This window comes from Alicyclobacillus macrosporangiidus CPP55 (assembly GCF_000702485.1).
Taxonomy (GTDB): domain Bacteria; phylum Bacillota; class Bacilli; order Alicyclobacillales; family Alicyclobacillaceae; genus Alicyclobacillus_H; species Alicyclobacillus_H macrosporangiidus_B.
Genome location: NZ_JNIL01000001.1, coordinates 3,559,025 through 3,574,211 on the forward strand (window position 1 = coordinate 3,559,025; position 15,187 = coordinate 3,574,211).

16 protein-coding genes are annotated in these 15,187 nt (G+C 65.3%); 11 read left to right on the forward strand and 5 right to left on the reverse strand.

Going from position 1 to position 15,187, the window contains the following annotated elements; translation table 11 throughout:
* The first annotated feature begins 188 nt into the window (after window positions 1-188).
* Window positions 189-2,000, forward strand: coding sequence for an AMP-dependent synthetase/ligase (locus tag N687_RS0117550; protein WP_051663402.1), 1,812 nt, complete (start codon window positions 189-191; stop codon window positions 1,998-2,000).
* 73 nt (window positions 2,001-2,073) lie between these two features.
* Here N687_RS0117550 and folE read toward each other — a convergent pair whose 3' ends face one another.
* Entirely contained in the window at window positions 2,074-2,673 is a 600-nt protein-coding gene (folE, locus tag N687_RS0117555) for a GTP cyclohydrolase I FolE (protein WP_051663403.1), read from the reverse strand.
* Window positions 2,674-2,912: 239 nt separating this feature from the next.
* Here folE and N687_RS0117560 point away from each other — a divergent pair, with 239 nt between their 5' ends.
* The 4 genes from N687_RS0117560 to N687_RS0117575 all read left to right on the forward strand — a co-directional run bounded on the left by N687_RS0117560 (window position 2,913) and on the right by N687_RS0117575 (window position 7,260).
* Window positions 2,913-5,042: an ATP-dependent helicase gene (locus N687_RS0117560; protein ID WP_029423105.1), complete on the forward strand. Its 2,130-nt coding sequence runs from the start codon at window positions 2,913-2,915 to the stop codon at window positions 5,040-5,042.
* A 103-nt stretch (window positions 5,043-5,145) separates the two neighbouring features.
* Window positions 5,146-5,742: a hypothetical protein gene (locus tag N687_RS0117565; protein ID WP_051663404.1), complete on the forward strand. Its 597-nt coding sequence runs from the start codon at window positions 5,146-5,148 to the stop codon at window positions 5,740-5,742.
* A gap of 140 nt (window positions 5,743-5,882) precedes the next feature.
* Window positions 5,883-6,587: a GNAT family N-acetyltransferase gene (locus N687_RS0117570; RefSeq protein WP_051663405.1), complete on the forward strand. Its 705-nt coding sequence runs from the start codon at window positions 5,883-5,885 to the stop codon at window positions 6,585-6,587.
* Window positions 6,588-6,696: 109 nt separating this feature from the next.
* Entirely contained in the window at window positions 6,697-7,260 is a 564-nt protein-coding gene (locus tag N687_RS0117575) for a DNA-3-methyladenine glycosylase I (RefSeq protein ID WP_051663406.1), read from the forward strand.
* Here the strand turns inward: N687_RS0117575 and N687_RS21470 are convergent.
* Window positions 7,234-7,851: a hypothetical protein gene (locus tag N687_RS21470; protein WP_035462475.1), complete on the reverse strand. Its 618-nt coding sequence runs from the start codon at window positions 7,849-7,851 to the stop codon at window positions 7,234-7,236. The two genes, N687_RS0117575 and N687_RS21470, sit on opposite strands and share 27 nt — an antisense overlap.
* Before the next feature lie 204 nt (window positions 7,852-8,055).
* Between N687_RS21470 and N687_RS0117585 the strand changes: the two genes are divergently transcribed.
* From N687_RS0117585 to N687_RS0117600, 4 genes are all read left to right on the forward strand, one after another.
* On the forward strand, window positions 8,056-8,286 hold the full coding sequence (locus N687_RS0117585; RefSeq protein WP_029423109.1) for a NifU family protein: 231 nt from the start codon (window positions 8,056-8,058) through the stop codon (window positions 8,284-8,286).
* A 154-nt stretch (window positions 8,287-8,440) separates the two neighbouring features.
* Window positions 8,441-9,403, forward strand: a complete 963-nt coding sequence (locus N687_RS0117590; RefSeq protein ID WP_029423110.1) for an RluA family pseudouridine synthase — start codon at window positions 8,441-8,443, stop codon at window positions 9,401-9,403.
* On the forward strand, window positions 9,400-10,284 hold the full coding sequence (locus N687_RS0117595; protein ID WP_156040205.1) for a YihY/virulence factor BrkB family protein: 885 nt from the start codon (window positions 9,400-9,402) through the stop codon (window positions 10,282-10,284). The genes N687_RS0117590 and N687_RS0117595 overlap by 4 nt, the downstream gene beginning before the upstream one ends.
* A 148-nt stretch (window positions 10,285-10,432) precedes the next feature.
* Window positions 10,433-11,701: an MFS transporter gene (locus N687_RS0117600; protein WP_197029319.1), complete on the forward strand. Its 1,269-nt coding sequence runs from the start codon at window positions 10,433-10,435 to the stop codon at window positions 11,699-11,701.
* An 81-nt stretch (window positions 11,702-11,782) separates the two neighbouring features.
* Here N687_RS0117600 and N687_RS21475 read toward each other — a convergent pair whose 3' ends face one another.
* Window positions 11,783-12,235: an OsmC family protein gene (locus N687_RS21475; RefSeq protein WP_035462476.1), complete on the reverse strand. Its 453-nt coding sequence runs from the start codon at window positions 12,233-12,235 to the stop codon at window positions 11,783-11,785.
* A gap of 113 nt (window positions 12,236-12,348) precedes the next feature.
* On the opposite strand from N687_RS21475, the gene N687_RS0117610 reads away from it, so the two are divergent.
* Entirely contained in the window at window positions 12,349-13,173 is an 825-nt protein-coding gene (locus N687_RS0117610; protein ID WP_051663410.1) for a glycosyltransferase family 2 protein, read from the forward strand.
* Between the two features lie 27 nt (window positions 13,174-13,200).
* Window positions 13,201-13,593, forward strand: a complete 393-nt coding sequence (gene folB / locus N687_RS0117615) for a dihydroneopterin aldolase (RefSeq protein WP_035462477.1) — start codon at window positions 13,201-13,203, stop codon at window positions 13,591-13,593.
* Here folB and N687_RS0117620 read toward each other — a convergent pair.
* Window positions 13,575-14,633 (reverse strand): tetraprenyl-beta-curcumene synthase family protein, encoded by a 1,059-nt coding sequence (locus N687_RS0117620; protein WP_029423116.1) that lies wholly within the window; start codon window positions 14,631-14,633, stop codon window positions 13,575-13,577. The two genes, folB and N687_RS0117620, sit on opposite strands and share 19 nt — an antisense overlap.
* A 57-nt stretch (window positions 14,634-14,690) precedes the next feature.
* Window positions 14,691-15,071 carry a hypothetical protein gene (locus tag N687_RS21480; RefSeq protein ID WP_035462478.1) on the reverse strand — a complete coding sequence of 127 codons (381 nt, stop codon included), beginning with the start codon at window positions 15,069-15,071 and terminating at the stop codon, window positions 14,691-14,693.
* Between the last annotated feature and the right edge of the window lie 116 nt (window positions 15,072-15,187).

Genomic DNA, 15,187 nt, shown 5'->3' on the forward strand with positions numbered 1-15,187 from the left:
CGTATTCGGTGAAATCGCTTCCCCGGGGACGGGCATGTCCATAACCGGCCGACCGGTCGGTTGATACCCGGGTGGCGACCGGGTGAATCCGGTTCTGTGGTGCAAGCGTCGTCCAACGTGATCGTGGGTTTGGAAAAATTGGAAAACGGGTATGTTTGCCTGGATCCTGTCCCGGAGGCGCATGAGTTATGCAGGAAGCGCGAAACTTGCTGGAAATGCTCTACACGTCGGTGGAACGGTACGGAGAGCGCACCGCGCTGTGGGATCCGCTGGAAGACGGCAGCTACGCCACGTGGACCTATGAACAGCTGTGGCGGGACATCCACCGCGTGGCGTCCCGGTTGGCAGAATGCGGGGTGGGGCGGGGCGATTTCGTCGGTCTCATCGCGACCACGCGGGCCTGGTGGCCGATTGCGGACTTCGCCATCATGAGCCTCGGCGCGCACACGGTGCCCGTGTATCCAAGCGTCCCGTCCAATCAGGTGCAATTCATCCTGGCACACGCCGGCGTGCGTGCGGTGTTCGTGGAGAACGCCGAACAGTTGGAAAAGGTGGTGGCCGAGCAGGCCCATCTGCCCGCGCTGGAGTTCGTCGTGGTGCTCGACGAGGTCGCCGACGGGCCACTGGAAAGGGCGCGGGCGCTTTGGCCGGTGTACCGGCTGCGCGACTGGCTGCGCGGGAGTGCGGGCCTGACGGACGCCGAGTGGGAAGCGCGTTGGCGTGCCCTGCCGCCGGAGCACGTGGCGACCATCGTGTACACGTCGGGCACGACCGGGTTTCCAAAGGGGGTTCAGCTGACCCATGGCAACCTGGTCGCCAACGTGGAAGGCATCCGCCATGTGGTGCGCATTCGTCCCGAGGATCGATCGCTGTCCTATCTGCCCCTGTCCCACATCTTCGAGCGCACCGCCGGGCAGTTCGTCCCCCTGCAGGCGGGAGCGTCCATCGCTTACTCGCGCGGGATGAAGTACATCACGGAGGAATTTGTGCGCATGCCGCCGACGGTGTTCACGACGGTGCCGCGGCTGCTCGAGAAGGTGTACGAGGCGGTGCAGGCCCGGATCCAGGCGGCCCGTGGGCTGCGCAGGCGGATGATGGAGCGGGCGCTGGCCTTGGGAACGGCGGCGCGCGTCGAGGGCCGGCCGGTGCCGGCGTGGGAATTGGCGCTGTACGACCGGCTGGTGCTGCGCAAGGTTCGCCAGGCGTTGGGGGGCAGGATTCGGGCTGTCATTGTCGGCGGGGCGCCGATGCCCCTGTACGTGGGACGCTTCTTCACCGCCATCGGCGTGCCGGTGGCGGAAGGATACGGGATGACGGAGACCTCGCCGGTGGTGAGCGCCAACTTCCCGGAACAACCCAGGCTCGGCACGGCGGGCAAGGTGTTGCCGAACCTCGAGGTGCGCATCGCGGAAGACGGCGAGGTGTTGGTGCGGGGGCCGAGCGTAACGCCCGGGTACCTGCACAACGAGGAGGCCACGCGGGAGGCGATTGACGCCGACGGCTGGCTGCACACCGGAGACATCGGGGAACTGTCGGAGGACGGATACCTGCGTATCACCGACCGCAAAAAGAACTTATTGGTGCTCTCGACGGGCAAGAAGGTCACGCCGGCGCCCATCGAGGGGGCCATCGTGCAGAACCCGTACATCGACCAGGCGCTGCTCATCGGGGCGGGGTACAAGTACGTCAGCGTGATCGTCGTGCCAAACGAGGAGGCGGTCGGCCGGTGGTTGGCCGAGCGGGGGCGGCACTTGCCGCGCGCGCAGTGGTCCGACGACGCTGAGCTGGCCGATTTCCTGCTCGCCCAGGTGACACAGGCGACGGCCGGATTCGCCCGGTTCGAACAGCCGAAAAAGGTGTTGGTGGCACGGGAACCGTTTACGTTGGAGAATGAACTGCTGACGCCGACCTTGAAAATTCGCGCGCGCAACGTGTTGGCGTTGTATGCGAAGGAGATTGAAGCGTTGTACAGCGAGGCGAAGGAGACAGCGCCCGCTTGATATGCAGGCGGGGCGTGGGAGCGGTGGCCGGATCCCAGCAGATCCGGCCACTTTCCATCTTCCATCCAATGGATCAGCCGCGGCCGATCATCTGCAGGAACTCGCGCCGCAGATCCGCGTTATGCTGGTACTCGCCGCGGGTCGCGACCGTGATGGTGCGCGACCCGGGCTTGCGGATCCCGCGCGCGCACATGCACGTGTGTTCCGCGTCAATCAACGCGATCACGCCGTGGGGCTGCAGCACCCGGTCGATGGTGTCCACAATCTGCTCCGTCATACGCTCTTGGACCTGCAGCCGGCGGGCGAACACGTCCACCAGGCGGGCGATCTTGCTGATCCCGACGATGGTCCGCGACGGGAGGTAGGCGACATGGGCCTTGCCGAAGAACGGCACCATATGGTGCTCGCACAGGCTGTAGAACGTGATGTCGGAGACAATCACCGGACCTTGCGCCGTCTCGTCAAACGTCGCGCTGAGCACGCTCTCCGGGTCCATGCGCATGCCGCCGAGCATCTCTTCGTACATCTTGGCCACCCGCAGGGGCGTATCCACGAGGCCGTCACGGGTGGTGTCTTCGCCGAGCAACCGGAGGATCTCCCGCACGTGCTCGGCGATTCGATTCCGCTCGTGCACCGGCGCCGGGATGACCTGCTGGTTCGTTTCTGTCCGCATCGGTGACCTCCTCCACCGCCGTCAGCGGGCGATGATACTTACGATGATGAACGTTTTTTGCCGGGTTGGCAAGCTGGTCCGCCCGGATCCCCGCCGATCCCGCCTCCGCACCGCGTCCCTTCGCGCTTGACCGTTCGTCCCGGCAGGCAGTATGCTGGACGTCTGTCAGCGCATTCAGTGGACAAGGTCTCGTGCGGACATCCACAAGCGAGAGGAGCGAAGACCGAATGAGGCCAGCGATGACAGCCACCCCTGCCGCGGCGGTTGACTTGCTGGACGGGCTCAATCCCGAACAACGTCAGGCGGTGACGACCGTCGAAGGCCCGCTCCTGGTGGTTGCGGGCGCAGGCAGCGGGAAGACGAGCGTGTTGACCCGGCGGATCGCCTACCTCCTGCAGGCGCATCAGGTTCCGGTGCACCACGTGCTCGCCATCACATTCACCAACAAGGCGGCGCGCGAGATGAAAGAGCGAATCCGGGCGCTGGTCGGCCGGCAGGCGGACGATCTGTGGATGGGCACGTTCCACAGCGTGTGCGTAAAGATCCTGCGCCGGGAGGCGGAAGGGATCGGGTACACTCCGGCGTTCACCATCCTCGACGCAGACGATCAAAAGAGCGCCATTCAACAGGCGATGCTCGACCTCAACCTGGACCTCAAAAAATTCGATGCGGGCGCCATCCAGGCGGCCATCTCCCGGTGGAAGAACGAACTGCGCGGGCCGGGTCAGCTGCGCGCCAAGGACACCCAACGCCTCGGCGACCAGGTGGCCGCACAGGTGTACCAACTGTATCAGAAGCGTCTGTTCGCCGCCAATGCGATGGACTTCGACGATCTCATCGGCCATACGGTGCAACTGCTCGAAACCCGGGCCGATGTGCGGGAGCGTTACCAGGACAAGTTCCGCTACATCCACGTGGACGAGTACCAGGACACCAATCACGCCCAGTACCGGCTGGTCCGGCTGCTCGCAGGCAAGCATCGCAACCTGTGCGTCGTCGGCGACTCGGACCAGGCCATTTACGCCTGGCGAGGCGCCGATATCACGAATATCCTCCACTTCGAGCGGGATTATCCGGACTGCAAGACCATCACCCTGGAGACGAATTACCGGTCCACCGAGATCATCCTCGAGGCGGCCAATGAAGTGATCCGCCACAACACGCGCCGCAAGGAGAAGAATTTGCGCAGCGTCCGCGGCCGCGGGGAGCCCATCCGCGTGACGGCGTTGACCGACGGCGAGGACGAGGCCCGCTATGTGGCGGATCAGATCCGCATGCACGTGGAAGCGGGTGGGCGCTATGGGGATTGCGCGGTGCTCTACCGCGCCAACGCTCAATCCCGGTTGATCGAGGAGGCGTTGATGGGGCAGGCCATCCCGTACACCATCGTCGGCGGCCTGACATTCTACGACCGCCGGGAGATCAAAGACGTCATGGCCTACCTGCGGGTGCTCGCCAATCCAAAGGATGAGATCTCGCTGCTGCGCATCATCAACACGCCGAAGCGGGGCTTGGGGGAACAGACCGTTGGCAAGCTGTTGGAATTCGCCCACGGGGAGGGGTTGACCCTGTTCGACGCCCTCGGCCGGGCGCGCGAGGCGGGCGTGGGCGACAAGGCCGCAGAGGCCGCCGAACAGTTCCACGCGATGATGGAGGAGCTGATGGTGTGGATGGATGGCATGCCGGTCAGCGATTTTCTGGCCGAGGTGCTGCACGCCACCGGCTACCGGCGCATGTACGCGGAGAGCCCCAAGAAGGAGGATCAGCAGCGGCTGGAGAACCTCGACGAGCTGTTCAGCGTGACGAAGTCCTTCGATCGCCGCCGGCAGGGCAGCCTTCTGGAGTTCTTGGCGGAGGTGGCGCTGCTCAGCGACGTCGACAAAGAGAAGGGAAAGCCTGAGAACGCGGTGCGGCTGATGACTCTGCACGCGGCGAAGGGGCTGGAGTTCCCGGTGGTGTTCATGATCGGCATGGAGGAGGGAGTCTTCCCGCACGCCCGTTCGATGGACGATGCGCTGGGCATTGAGGAGGAGCGCAACCTGTGCTACGTGGGCATCACCCGGGCGCAGAACGTGCTGCACATGACGTACTGTACGGAGCGCACGCTGTACGGGCAGGTGGCGGTTCGCGAGCCGTCGCGGTTCTTGGCGGAGCTGCCGGCGACGCACATCGTGCATCAGTCGCTGACGGCCGCCGAGCTGTACACGTGGAAGCCGGGGGATCGGGTGCGCCACGCTCAGTTCGGCGAGGGCATCGTGACGGCGGTGTGGCCGGCCTCCGACGGCGGGGAGGAGGAGCTGGAGGTGATGTTCCACCCGTCCGTCGGGATGAAGCGGTTCCCCAAGCGGTATGCGAAACCCGCCGGATGACCGCGACGCGGGATTGGTCAGCCGCCTGGGAAGATGTTAGAATAGGACAGACACGACGGTTCGTGACCATGGCCTCGGGGCCCGGGTTCAGGAGGAAGATGGGGTGCGCTGGATTTGGATTGTTGTCGTCATCCTGGTGTTGACGGGTTTGTACATATGGATGTACAGGTATGCCCGGAAGCGGCAAAAGGAGTTTGACGCCCAGTACGAGGCGGCAAAGGAGCGCCGTGAGGTGTTCGTGCTGCACAAGCGCATCGTGCGCGAACGCCCGCAGTCCGGCTGGCTGAAGTTTGCCCGTTTTAAGACCTACCAGGTGGTGGGGCGGGTCAACGTCTCGCAATCGATGCGGGGCATCCAGATGAGCCGGATGCAGACGGTGACCTTTCAGACGACCAAGTCGGAGTATGACAAGATTCAACCGAACCACAAGTACAAGATGGACATCGCCGGCAATTACATCGGCTACGTGCTGGCACCGCCTCCTGTGAAGGAGAACAAGAAGGACCGCAGCAAGGCGAAGGAGAAGGGGACTGACAAAGGGGCCGCCAAAAGCAAGAAGTCTGCAGCGGCGAGCCAGAGTGCAAAAGGGGGCCAGGGCTCGCGGGGCGGCCATGCGAATCCCCAGGAGGAAAGAGGCCGTTTGCGCAATCTCGTGCGCCTGGTCCGGCGCGGCAAAGACGGAGACACGGATAATCGATAGAGATCACCGGGCGGTCGCCGATTTCAGGGCGGCCGCCTCGGGTCAGGCCTGCTGCCGGCGCACCTCGACATGGCAACCGCCCGCACGCGCGCATAAGCTGTGGTGAACATCTCGGAGTTTGGCAGAGGAGGTTCACGCAGATGCGGGCAAAGGGAAAGGGACACACCCGGGGCCGTCCGGCGGTTCGCGTTTCGGCGGTGTTGGCGTCCGGGCCGGCGCAGCGCGCCGGACGGGCAGGCGCCAAGACCGGAGGACGGAAGACCGGAAAGCGCCGAACGCATGGTGCGCGCTCCAGCAAACCGGCAGAGGCCCTGTTGACGTTTCGGGCGCGACAGCCTGGCGACGATGCGTTCATCATGCAGTTGACGGAAGCGCAGTTGGGCGATGTGCATCAACAGTCGTTCGGGGCACCGTTTCCGAGGGAACAGTTTCTTGCGTATCTCAGGTCCGGCGCGCCTACCGTGGTTGTGGAAAAAAACGGCAAACCGATCGGGTATTACTCCTATCTCATCGGCCCGGACGGAAAGATGCACGTCAGCGCCATGGTGATCGATCCCGCTCATCAATCCGAGGGGATCGGCACACGCGTGATGCAGCACATGGAGGATCAGGCCAGGGCGAACGGCGTGCATACGATGGAGGTGTTCGTGCAGGCCAACAACGAAAGAAGCCTGGCCTTCACGCGTAAGCTGGGCTTCGTTGAGCAATTTCGGGTCGCACCCAACTCCATCTGTTTTCAAAAGCCTGTGGCAGGGGTGGCCCGTTCGGGAGGGCCAGCACCTGGGACGGGTGTGCAGCCCGCCCAACAGGCACCCGGAATGCCGGTGGGTGTCCCGCCCATGTGAAAGGGAGGTGGCCGTACGGCGAGTGTGCGGCCGCCTCCCGAGCGTCGTTTGGTGGACAAGCGCGGAAACCGGGATGGAAAGCGAATAACAGGTTCGGGGGGACGGGCGAATGGCGTCGGTGGAGGACAAGCCTCGCTGCCGGTGGGTGACGGACGAACAATTGGCGCGGTATCACGACGAGGAGTGGGGACACCCCCCGCAATCGGACGCGGGATGGTTCGAATTCGTCGTCCTCGAGACCTTTCAAGCCGGGTTGAGCTGGCGGACGGTTTTGCACAAACGGGAGGCCTTCCGGCGGGCGTTTGCCGGCTTCGAGCCTGGCGCCGTCGCTCGTTTCACGGACGACGACGTCCGCCGGTTGCTGTCTGACCCCGGCATCATCCGCAACCGCAAGAAGATTGAAGCCGCGGTGGAAAACGCCCGCATCGCGCTGCAGCTGGCGGAAACGCACGGATCTCTGGCAGCGTTTTTTCACGGGCTGGCGTCCTGTCCCGACCCCCTGCGCGTCTTGCAGGAGACCTTCCGGTTCGTCGGCCGCACGACGGCGGAGAGCATCGCCTTTGCCACCGGTCTCCTTGCCCCGCCCCACGATCCGGGGTGCTGGAAGGCTTACACGGAGCAGGCGCAGGCGGGTGGCGCGCAGGGGTCAGAGGCCGGTACCGCCTCCGTTTGACACACCGGGGTTCGGTACGGCTGGGCTCGACGGGAGGAATTCCCGCGCCGAGCCTTGAAGATTCGCCGGGTTCCCTTCTCCTGCTCGGCTGGGGCGATTGTCCACGCGCTGCAGCAGTTCGTGCAGCTGCGCCTGCAGCTCGGCGTGCATCCGGGTGAGCTGTTGGTGAATGGCCTCTAAGTGCGCCAACTTTTCCCGGGTCTCGCGCAACTCCTGCAACACTTTCGCGTACGCGGCCGATGCGCCGGGAGCGGGTGGATGCCCGGGGCGCGCCGAAGCGGGAGGTTTTCGCCGAACTGAGCCCCCTGGCCGTGCGGAGGCCGTGGACGCAGCCGGCGTGGACCGGACGGGCGGCCGCTGCGGGGCGTGCCACCGGTTCTGGGAGCGGGCGGTTTGGCGATTCGCTGTACGGCTGGCGAATCCTCGCGCCGGTGGCCTGGAGATTCCCCCAGCGTCGCGCCAGGCTTTGCGCGCACCGTCGCTGGCATCCTGTGGCAGTGTCGCACGCCGCTGTGCCTGCGTCGCCTGGACCGCCTGATTGTAGGCTTTGACAATCATCGGGATCCACTTGAAGCGGTCAAACCCGGGCATTGCTCGGTCCTCCCCGTCCTTGGGGTGTTGGCGTATTATTCTATGGAAAGACGGGCGAGGGCGGCTGGGCTGCGGCCGGGGCCGGCCGGCGCAGGGTGGGTGTCGTGGACGCAGCTCCTGCAGCAGGCGCTCTGGAAGATGGAACGCCAGCCGCTTGTCAAGAATCGCACGGATTCAGTAACATAAAGGGCGGAGGGATCTGCGATGTCGGTTGAGGATCGAATCCAGGAGGCGCTGGCGGGCATCCGGGACGCCATTCAGATGGATGGCGGGGATGTGGAGTTTGTGTCGTATGACGACGAGACCAAGACCGTCTACGTCGCTTTGACCGGGAGCTGTGTCGGGTGTCCTGCGAGCGTGCTGACGCTCAAGATGGGCGTGGAGCGGGCCATCAAGGCGCAGGTCCCGGAGGTGGAGAACGTCGAGGCCTATTGAACCTGTGCCCATCCGGGTTCATCCTGTGAACGGTTTCCAACGCGGCCGGGTGTACGGCCGCGTTTTTTGTTGCACCCGACATGGGCGTTCGTGCCCCACCCCGCAGGTTGCCAGCAGGGGCGGATGGCCATGCTGAATGCTGGAGGGATGGATCATGGAGGTCGCCGTGCAGGGAGACGCGTTGGTGGTCAAGGTGCCGGGGGAGATGGCCGGCGCGCCGTGCCGCAAGCTGCTGAGCGTTCTGTCGCTGCCGGAGGGATTCATCCGCCGCCTGTTCCGGGACGGCGCCGTCCGCGTCGGCCATGCGCCCGCTGGTCCGGAGGATCCGCTGGTCTCCGGACAGCGGGTGCGCCTCACCGGGGGTGTCGAGGAGGACGAGCCGCTGATCGAACGCATCCCCGAGGGGGCATCGGGATGGCCGCCCGTCGAGGTGCTGTTCGAAGACGACCATCAGCTCGTCGTCCATAAGCCCGCGGGTGTCTTGGTGCACCCGGGCGGGCCGGAGGATTCGGACACCATGGATCACCGCGTCGCGTGGCACCTGCAGTGGCAGGGGTTGCGGCGGCGGGCGCGTCATGTGCACCGGCTCGATCGCGATACCACAGGCGCGCTCGTCTACGCCAAGCACGCCTACGCGGCGCGGGCATTGGATCAGCAGCTGGCGGAAGGGGCCCTGACTCGGGTGTACTGGGCCCTGGTGGCGGGGCGGTTGATCCCGGAGAGCGGCGTGATCGACGCACCCATTGGACGGGACCGGCATGTGGCCGGCCGGTACCGTGTCTCGCCCAGCGGGAAACCGGCGCGTACCGAATACGCTACCCTCGCCGCGGTCCGTCAGGCGAACGGCTGGGTGTCCTTGGTTGAGTGCCGCCTTGGGACCGGTCGCACGCATCAGATCCGCGTCCACTTGGCCAGCCGTGGCTGCCCGGTGGTCGGGGACGTGTTGTACGGGGGCGGACCGGGGGCGGGCGCCGTTCGGTGGCCGGGCGGGCACGCGCTGCACGCACGATGGGTGGCCTTCCATCACCTGTACAGCGGTGGCCGCACAGAAGTGGAGGCGCCGCTGCCGGAGGCGTTTGAGACGGTGTTGGAACGTTTGGAGCTGTGGCCGCGATGAAATCGGGGAACCCGAAGGGGCTCGTCGAGGTCCTGCGGGCGGCGGGGTCCCTCCTGTGGGGGTTGGCGACGTCCGTCGCCAGGCACGACATCGCCTCCTTGGCGGCGGTGATCTCGTTTTACGCCTTTTTCTCCCTGTTTCCTCTTCTGCTCCTGATCATCTACGCGGTCTCGCGCCTGGTGCCGGATGCGCAGATGGCCCAGCTGCTGACGTCGATGTTGCATCCGTATTTTCCAGCCCTGGAAGAAGAGAAACAGGTGATAGAGGTCAACATCGGGTGGCTGTCGGCGGCCGGCCCCCGGGTGGGGGTCTTGAGCGCCATCACCCTCCTGTGGTCGGCGACCAGCGGCTTCATCGCTGTGCAGCAGGCGATGGACGTCATCTGGGAGTCTCCGCAGCGTTCGTTCCTGGCGCGCCGGTGGATCGCCTTCCTGATGCTGTGCGTGTTGTTGCTCCTGGGACTGGGATCGGCCCTGGTGATGACGGTGTACCCCGCCATGCACCGGTTTGTCACAGACAATCCGGCCCTCGCCGTGCCGCTGTACGTCCTGCACGGCCTGTCGCGGGTGGTGTTCCCGCTGTCGCTGTTTCTCGGCTTCACGGTCTCGTACCGCTACCTGCCCTCCCGAAAACCGCCATGGGTGGCGCTCGTGCCGGGCGCGCTCACGGCGACGATTCTGCTCGACAAAGGGCGCCAGCTGTTCCTCTGGTACGCGGGCCTGGCCCTCGGCCGCTATCAGTTGGTGTACGGGACCCTGACCGCGGTGATGTTGTTTTTGTTGTGGTTGTACATCGGAAGCATCGTGATGCTGTTCGGAGTCGAGGTGGCCGCGGCCATCGATCGCGCGCTCGAGGACGAAGGCGGCGGAGAAACGGCGTGATGGAGCACGCGGAGCCCCTGGCCGCCCGTCCTCGGCCCATACGGGCCGCAGGGCGCCGGCGCGCCGGTTTACAAGCGGACGGCGTGTTGGCAAGATGGGATTGTTGCCCGGCGGCGTCCGTCGGGTCTTCGGTGAGGTCGACAGGGCGGTGAACGGGTTGCGTGTGCAGTGGAACAATGAGCGGTTGAGCATCGCCAACGGCAGCTTCGCGTCCATCAGTATGAATATCGTGAACGGCTTTGTGGCGATGTATCTGCTCGACAGCCTGCACGCCACCGACGCAGAGATGGGGTTGCTCAACTCGCTGCCCTCGCTCGTCAACCTGTTCGCGATGTTCGCAGCCGCCCTCGCGATGACACGGGTCCGGAGCAAGAAGCGCTTTTGCGTCGCGGCGACCACCGTGTCCCGCACGTTTTACGTCTGGATGGCCCTGGTGCCCTGGCTGCCCCTCGCTCATCCAGCCCTGTGGGTGGTGTGGCTCGTGGCGCTGACCCGGGTGCCGCAGTCGTTCGGGGATCTGTCGTGGCAAGCCCTCATTGGCGACCTGATTGCGCCCGATCGCCGCTCCGCGTTTTTCAGCGAACGGTACCGGGTTCTGACCATTGTCGGGCTGGTCGCGACGTTCGCCACCGGATGGGGGCTGCAGCAGTTCGACAAGCATTGGGCCTTGCCGTACCAAGTGGCGTTTCTGTCGACCGTCCTCTTCTCTGCCCTCGAGATCTGGCTGCTGATGCGACATGACGAATCCAAGGCGGAAGGGCTCGCCGAGGGCGGGGCAGTGCCGGTTCGGCTGTTCGATCGCGCGGGACTCACGGCCCTGTGCCGGGATCGCCGCTACTGGCTCGTGGCCGGGGCGATGCTCCTGTTCAACTTCGGGTGGCAACTGTCCTGGCCACTGTTCAACATCTATCAGATCTCGACCGCGCACGCGCCGGCTTTTTGGCTCGGGTTGTTCACGGTGTTCAACCAGCTGAGCCAAGTCCTCACCTACCGCTGGTGGGGGAGGATGGCGGAAAAACACGGTAACGGGCGGATGATGGCCCTGGCCGCGCTGGGGATGGCGTCAGCGCCCGCCCTGACCATCGTCTCGACAAATCTGTACTACCTGTGCGCCATCAATGTCTTGACCGGCATCCCGCTGGCGGGGACGAATTTGCTGTTGTTCAACTACCTGCTGGAAGTCAGTCCGCCGGAGCGCCGCACGACCTGCATCGCCGTGTACAACGTGCTGCTCGCGGTCGTCGGATTCGCCGCCCCCGAGTTCGGCATCTATTTGCTCGGACGGGCCGGGATGACAGCCGGCATGCTCACCTCAACCCTGCTGCGCGGCGTCTCCGGCCTTGCGCTGTGGTGGGTGGCGGTGCACCTGGCACACCCGAAGCCAAGGTCGGCATCGGCCGTGGCGCAGGGCTCTTGACCGCACGCGGACCCGCGCCGTGCGGAGCGCCACAGGGCGACGTGCTCAGACCGCCTCCGTACGCCGCGGGTCCACTTCCCCTTAGCGGGACGGGGCGGTCTGGACACGCACCTCCGGCACCACCTGGACCGCGACATTGCCCCGGAGCGCGCTGGAGACCATGCAAGCGTGCTCCGCGTGCTCGCACAGGATGCGGATGTGTTCCTCATCGGCCGGGTCGTCGACGAGGACGACCGGGCGGTGTTCAATGCGATCAAAGCGCAGCCCGCGGTCATTTTCGACGAAGCCGCGAGATTCGAGATGGATCTCAGAGAAGGGGATGCGGCGGTTGCGGAGCAGCTTCCCGAGGGTGATGAGGTAACAACCGGCGGCCGACGCCAGCAGGAGTTCTTCGGGATTGGTGCCGATTCCAGGGCCGCCCAGACCGGCAGGAATGCTGAATGAAACGGACAGGCCGTCGGCCGTGAGTGTTCCGCCTTGGTGAAAGTCGGCCGGCCAGCGGCCGGTGACAGCGAAGGTTTGGATCTCGCTCATAGGACGCGGTCCCTCCAGATCGACGCAGATGGGGGAATCGAAATGTTAAGGCAATTGTACACCGCTAGCACGGGGATTTCCAGCGGTGTACACAAGAACAGGGGGAATGGCGTATGCACCGGGTCAGCGCCCTCGTGGCGACGCGCAATCGTCCGGACGCCCTCGCTGGGTGCCTGGACGCGATGGCGGCGCAGACTTGGCGGGGTCCGCTGGAAGTTATTGTGGTGAACGACGGGGGCTCTCCGGTCGACGCGGTGTGCGGCGCGTTTGTGGATCGCCTGGATGTGACCTGGGTGAACCTGGATACCCGCGTCGGGCAGGTGGCGGCTCGCAATCGCGCGCTGGCGCTGGCACGGGGGGACCTGGCGGCGTTTTGCGACGATGACGACCGTTGGCTGCCCGGCCACGTCGCTGCGCTCGCCGAGGCGCTCCTGCACCACCCGGGGGCGGTGGCGGCCTTCACGGACACGGAGCTGGTCGAGGTCTCCCGCAGCGAAGGGGGGTGGCGTGCCGGTCGGCGGCAGGTCTTTGCGTGGCGGGATCCCGCGCGGCTCCTCGAACGGTACAATCCGGTGGTGCCTTCGAGCCTCATGTACTGGACGCGCGTGCACGAGGAGATCGGAGGATTCGACGAGGCGATGTCCCACTACTGGGATTGGGACTTCCTGCTGCGGATCGCCCGGTTGGGCGAACTGGTGCGGGTTCGATCATGCCTGACCCTGTACGCGGTCGACCGCGGTGGAACGAACCAGTCGGCACAGCCGGAGCGGATGTCGGAAGCCCGCCGGGCGCTGTTGGAAAAGCACCATCTGCCCGACACTGGGCCGAGCAACTTTTGGCGCATGTGCGAAGACCCGGCTCTGGCGAATGAGCGCGACAGGTCCGAACGGGTGTGGGATGGCGATCCGGGCATCTGGACGCCGGTTTCATCCCGATAAGGCCCTCGGACGGGGAGGGAGGCTTCGATGGACAGCATTCTCCTTCGGAACATGACGTTTTACGGGTATCACGGCGCGTTTCCCGAGGAAAAGGCGATGGGTCAGCGGTTTGTGGTCAACCTGGAGCTGTACCTGGACCTGGGTCCCGCGGGCGCGTCGGATCATCTCGGCGACACGGTCAATTATGCCGCAGTGTACGAGGACGTGCGGCAGGTGATGGAAGGCCCTGCGTACAACCTGCTTGAGCGCGTCGCGCAGCGGGTCGCAGAGGAAGTCTTGGCGCGCCATCCTCGCCTGCAGGGCGTCCGCGTCGAGATTGAAAAACCTTCCGTGCCCATCCCGGGGGTCATCGAGGCGGTGCGTGTCGCGATGGAGCGCTGGCGGCCGGGCGGCAGCGCCGATCAGCGCACGCGGCGGTAGAGCAGGCAGGCTGCATAGTACGCCCACGCCGTTGGACCGAACGACCACACGAGACGGCGGGCTTGGCGCACCTCGGATTGGGCGCCCACCTTGCCGTCCGAAAGATACATCGCCAACAGCCCCCGCACCACATCCTGGTGAATCCGCTGTCCGGGCAATGCCTGGGCCGCCCGCCAGCTCTGCTCGGCGAACCAACCGATGCGCCGGTGTGCCTCCGCCATGGAGGGGTAGCAGCGGACGAAGTTGAAGTCACCCGCCCGCCGGTCCTCCTCCAGGTCAATCAGGTAGTCGAGCAGGATGTGCAATCCACAGATCCAGGGGAAGTAGACTTGCATCAGCGCGCGGACTTCCGGTTCCTGCACACCTGCCGCAGCAGCCAAAAAGAGGGAGAACACCCCAAGGGTCGATCCGGTGGCCGCTGCGAACTCCCACCAATGCACGCCGGGGTATTGCCACCCGTGAGAACGCCACCAATCGGTGAGCCGATCCCGTCGCTCGGCGGGATGCACGTGCTTGTGCACCTGCAACTCGCAATACCGGTCAATCAGCCATTCCACAAACGGTTGCACCCGACCATAGGCGGGCAGCAGCCGAACGGTCTCCTGGCAGGTGCGGACCAGATCCTGGAGGTAACCTCCGTCGTCCGCGTGCCCGCGCAAGCGGTAGTAGGGCCGCACCGCCTGCCCGGGCCGGACGGCATCGCGCATCGCCTGATGCAGGAGCGTGAAATCCTCTTCGTCGTACCGGCCGCAGCGGTCGCACAGGTTGTCCAAGTAGTCGCTGATGGTCTGCAGGGCCACGATGAGCCGCACCAGGGCCGGGGCGCAGGCGGGGTGACAAGCTGCGTAAACGCAGCCGCCGTCCGCGTGAAATCGCTTATGGCGAATGCTCTCCAGAGCCTGTTGGCGCAGCTCGAGGTCCGGGATGGCCATGGCCCGTTCGGTCCAACGGACGATCTCACCGCGTGCCATCGGGAGCACCTGGCGGAACAAGCGGTACAGGAACTGAGGCGCCGACTTGGGGGAGACGTCCGGCTGCACGTTGCACCTCCAGCTCTCGGTGCACCCGGTGTGCGGACGTCCGCACCGGTGCACCGGTCATTTGATCAGCAGTTGGGTCAGTTCACCCGCCCACGTCAGCACCTTCTTGGCGTTCTTGCCATTGAGGTATGTCTGCCAAGGGATGGGGGCGCCGAGCAGCGGACCCGCACCGGGAACCGGGGTGGCCGATTTCGCCGTGCCCGGCTTCGGCGCCGCGGAATTTGGCGCAAACGGAATTGGATGGGGAGAAGGTTCCGCTTTGACCGGTTGGCCTTCCTTCGCCCCTTGCGTCGACCCTGCCGCCGGAATTCCTGCCGGCCCAATCCATCCCCGGCGTTTGGCGCCCTGATGGACCATGGTGAATAGTTCCTTCACTTTCTCGTCCTGTGCGACATTGAACATGAGCGATCCGAATTTCACCAACGTATTCAGCTGCATGCGCATGACCCCCGCGCGTCGATGTCGGTGCCTGGCATCAGGGTATGCCGATGCCCCCTCTCGCGACGCCGCGCGTGTCCTGAGGCTATCTTATCCGCGTGCGCCGGGCAGTAGTC

Coding starts and splice junctions, on each gene's coding strand:
- N687_RS0117570 (WP_051663405.1), top strand. CDS start 5,883: ATGCGGGCAAAGGGAAAGGGACACACCCGGGGCCGTCCGGCGGTTCGC.
- N687_RS21475 (WP_035462476.1), bottom strand. CDS start 12,235: ATGAGCGAGATCCAAACCTTCGCTGTCACCGGCCGCTGGCCGGCCGAC.
- N687_RS0117560 (WP_029423105.1), top strand. CDS start 2,913: ATGACAGCCACCCCTGCCGCGGCGGTTGACTTGCTGGACGGGCTCAAT.
- N687_RS0117610 (WP_051663410.1), top strand. CDS start 12,349: ATGCACCGGGTCAGCGCCCTCGTGGCGACGCGCAATCGTCCGGACGCC.
- folE (WP_051663403.1), bottom strand. CDS start 2,673: ATGCGGACAGAAACGAACCAGCAGGTCATCCCGGCGCCGGTGCACGAG.
- N687_RS21480 (WP_035462478.1), bottom strand. CDS start 15,071: ATGCAGCTGAATACGTTGGTGAAATTCGGATCGCTCATGTTCAATGTC.
- N687_RS0117575 (WP_051663406.1), top strand. CDS start 6,697: ATGGCGTCGGTGGAGGACAAGCCTCGCTGCCGGTGGGTGACGGACGAA.
- N687_RS0117585 (WP_029423109.1), top strand. CDS start 8,056: ATGTCGGTTGAGGATCGAATCCAGGAGGCGCTGGCGGGCATCCGGGAC.
- N687_RS21470 (WP_035462475.1), bottom strand. CDS start 7,851: ATGCCCGGGTTTGACCGCTTCAAGTGGATCCCGATGATTGTCAAAGCC.
- N687_RS0117550 (WP_051663402.1), top strand. CDS start 189: ATGCAGGAAGCGCGAAACTTGCTGGAAATGCTCTACACGTCGGTGGAA.
- N687_RS0117595 (WP_156040205.1), top strand. CDS start 9,400: ATGAAATCGGGGAACCCGAAGGGGCTCGTCGAGGTCCTGCGGGCGGCG.
- folB (WP_035462477.1), top strand. CDS start 13,201: ATGGACAGCATTCTCCTTCGGAACATGACGTTTTACGGGTATCACGGC.
- N687_RS0117590 (WP_029423110.1), top strand. CDS start 8,441: ATGGAGGTCGCCGTGCAGGGAGACGCGTTGGTGGTCAAGGTGCCGGGG.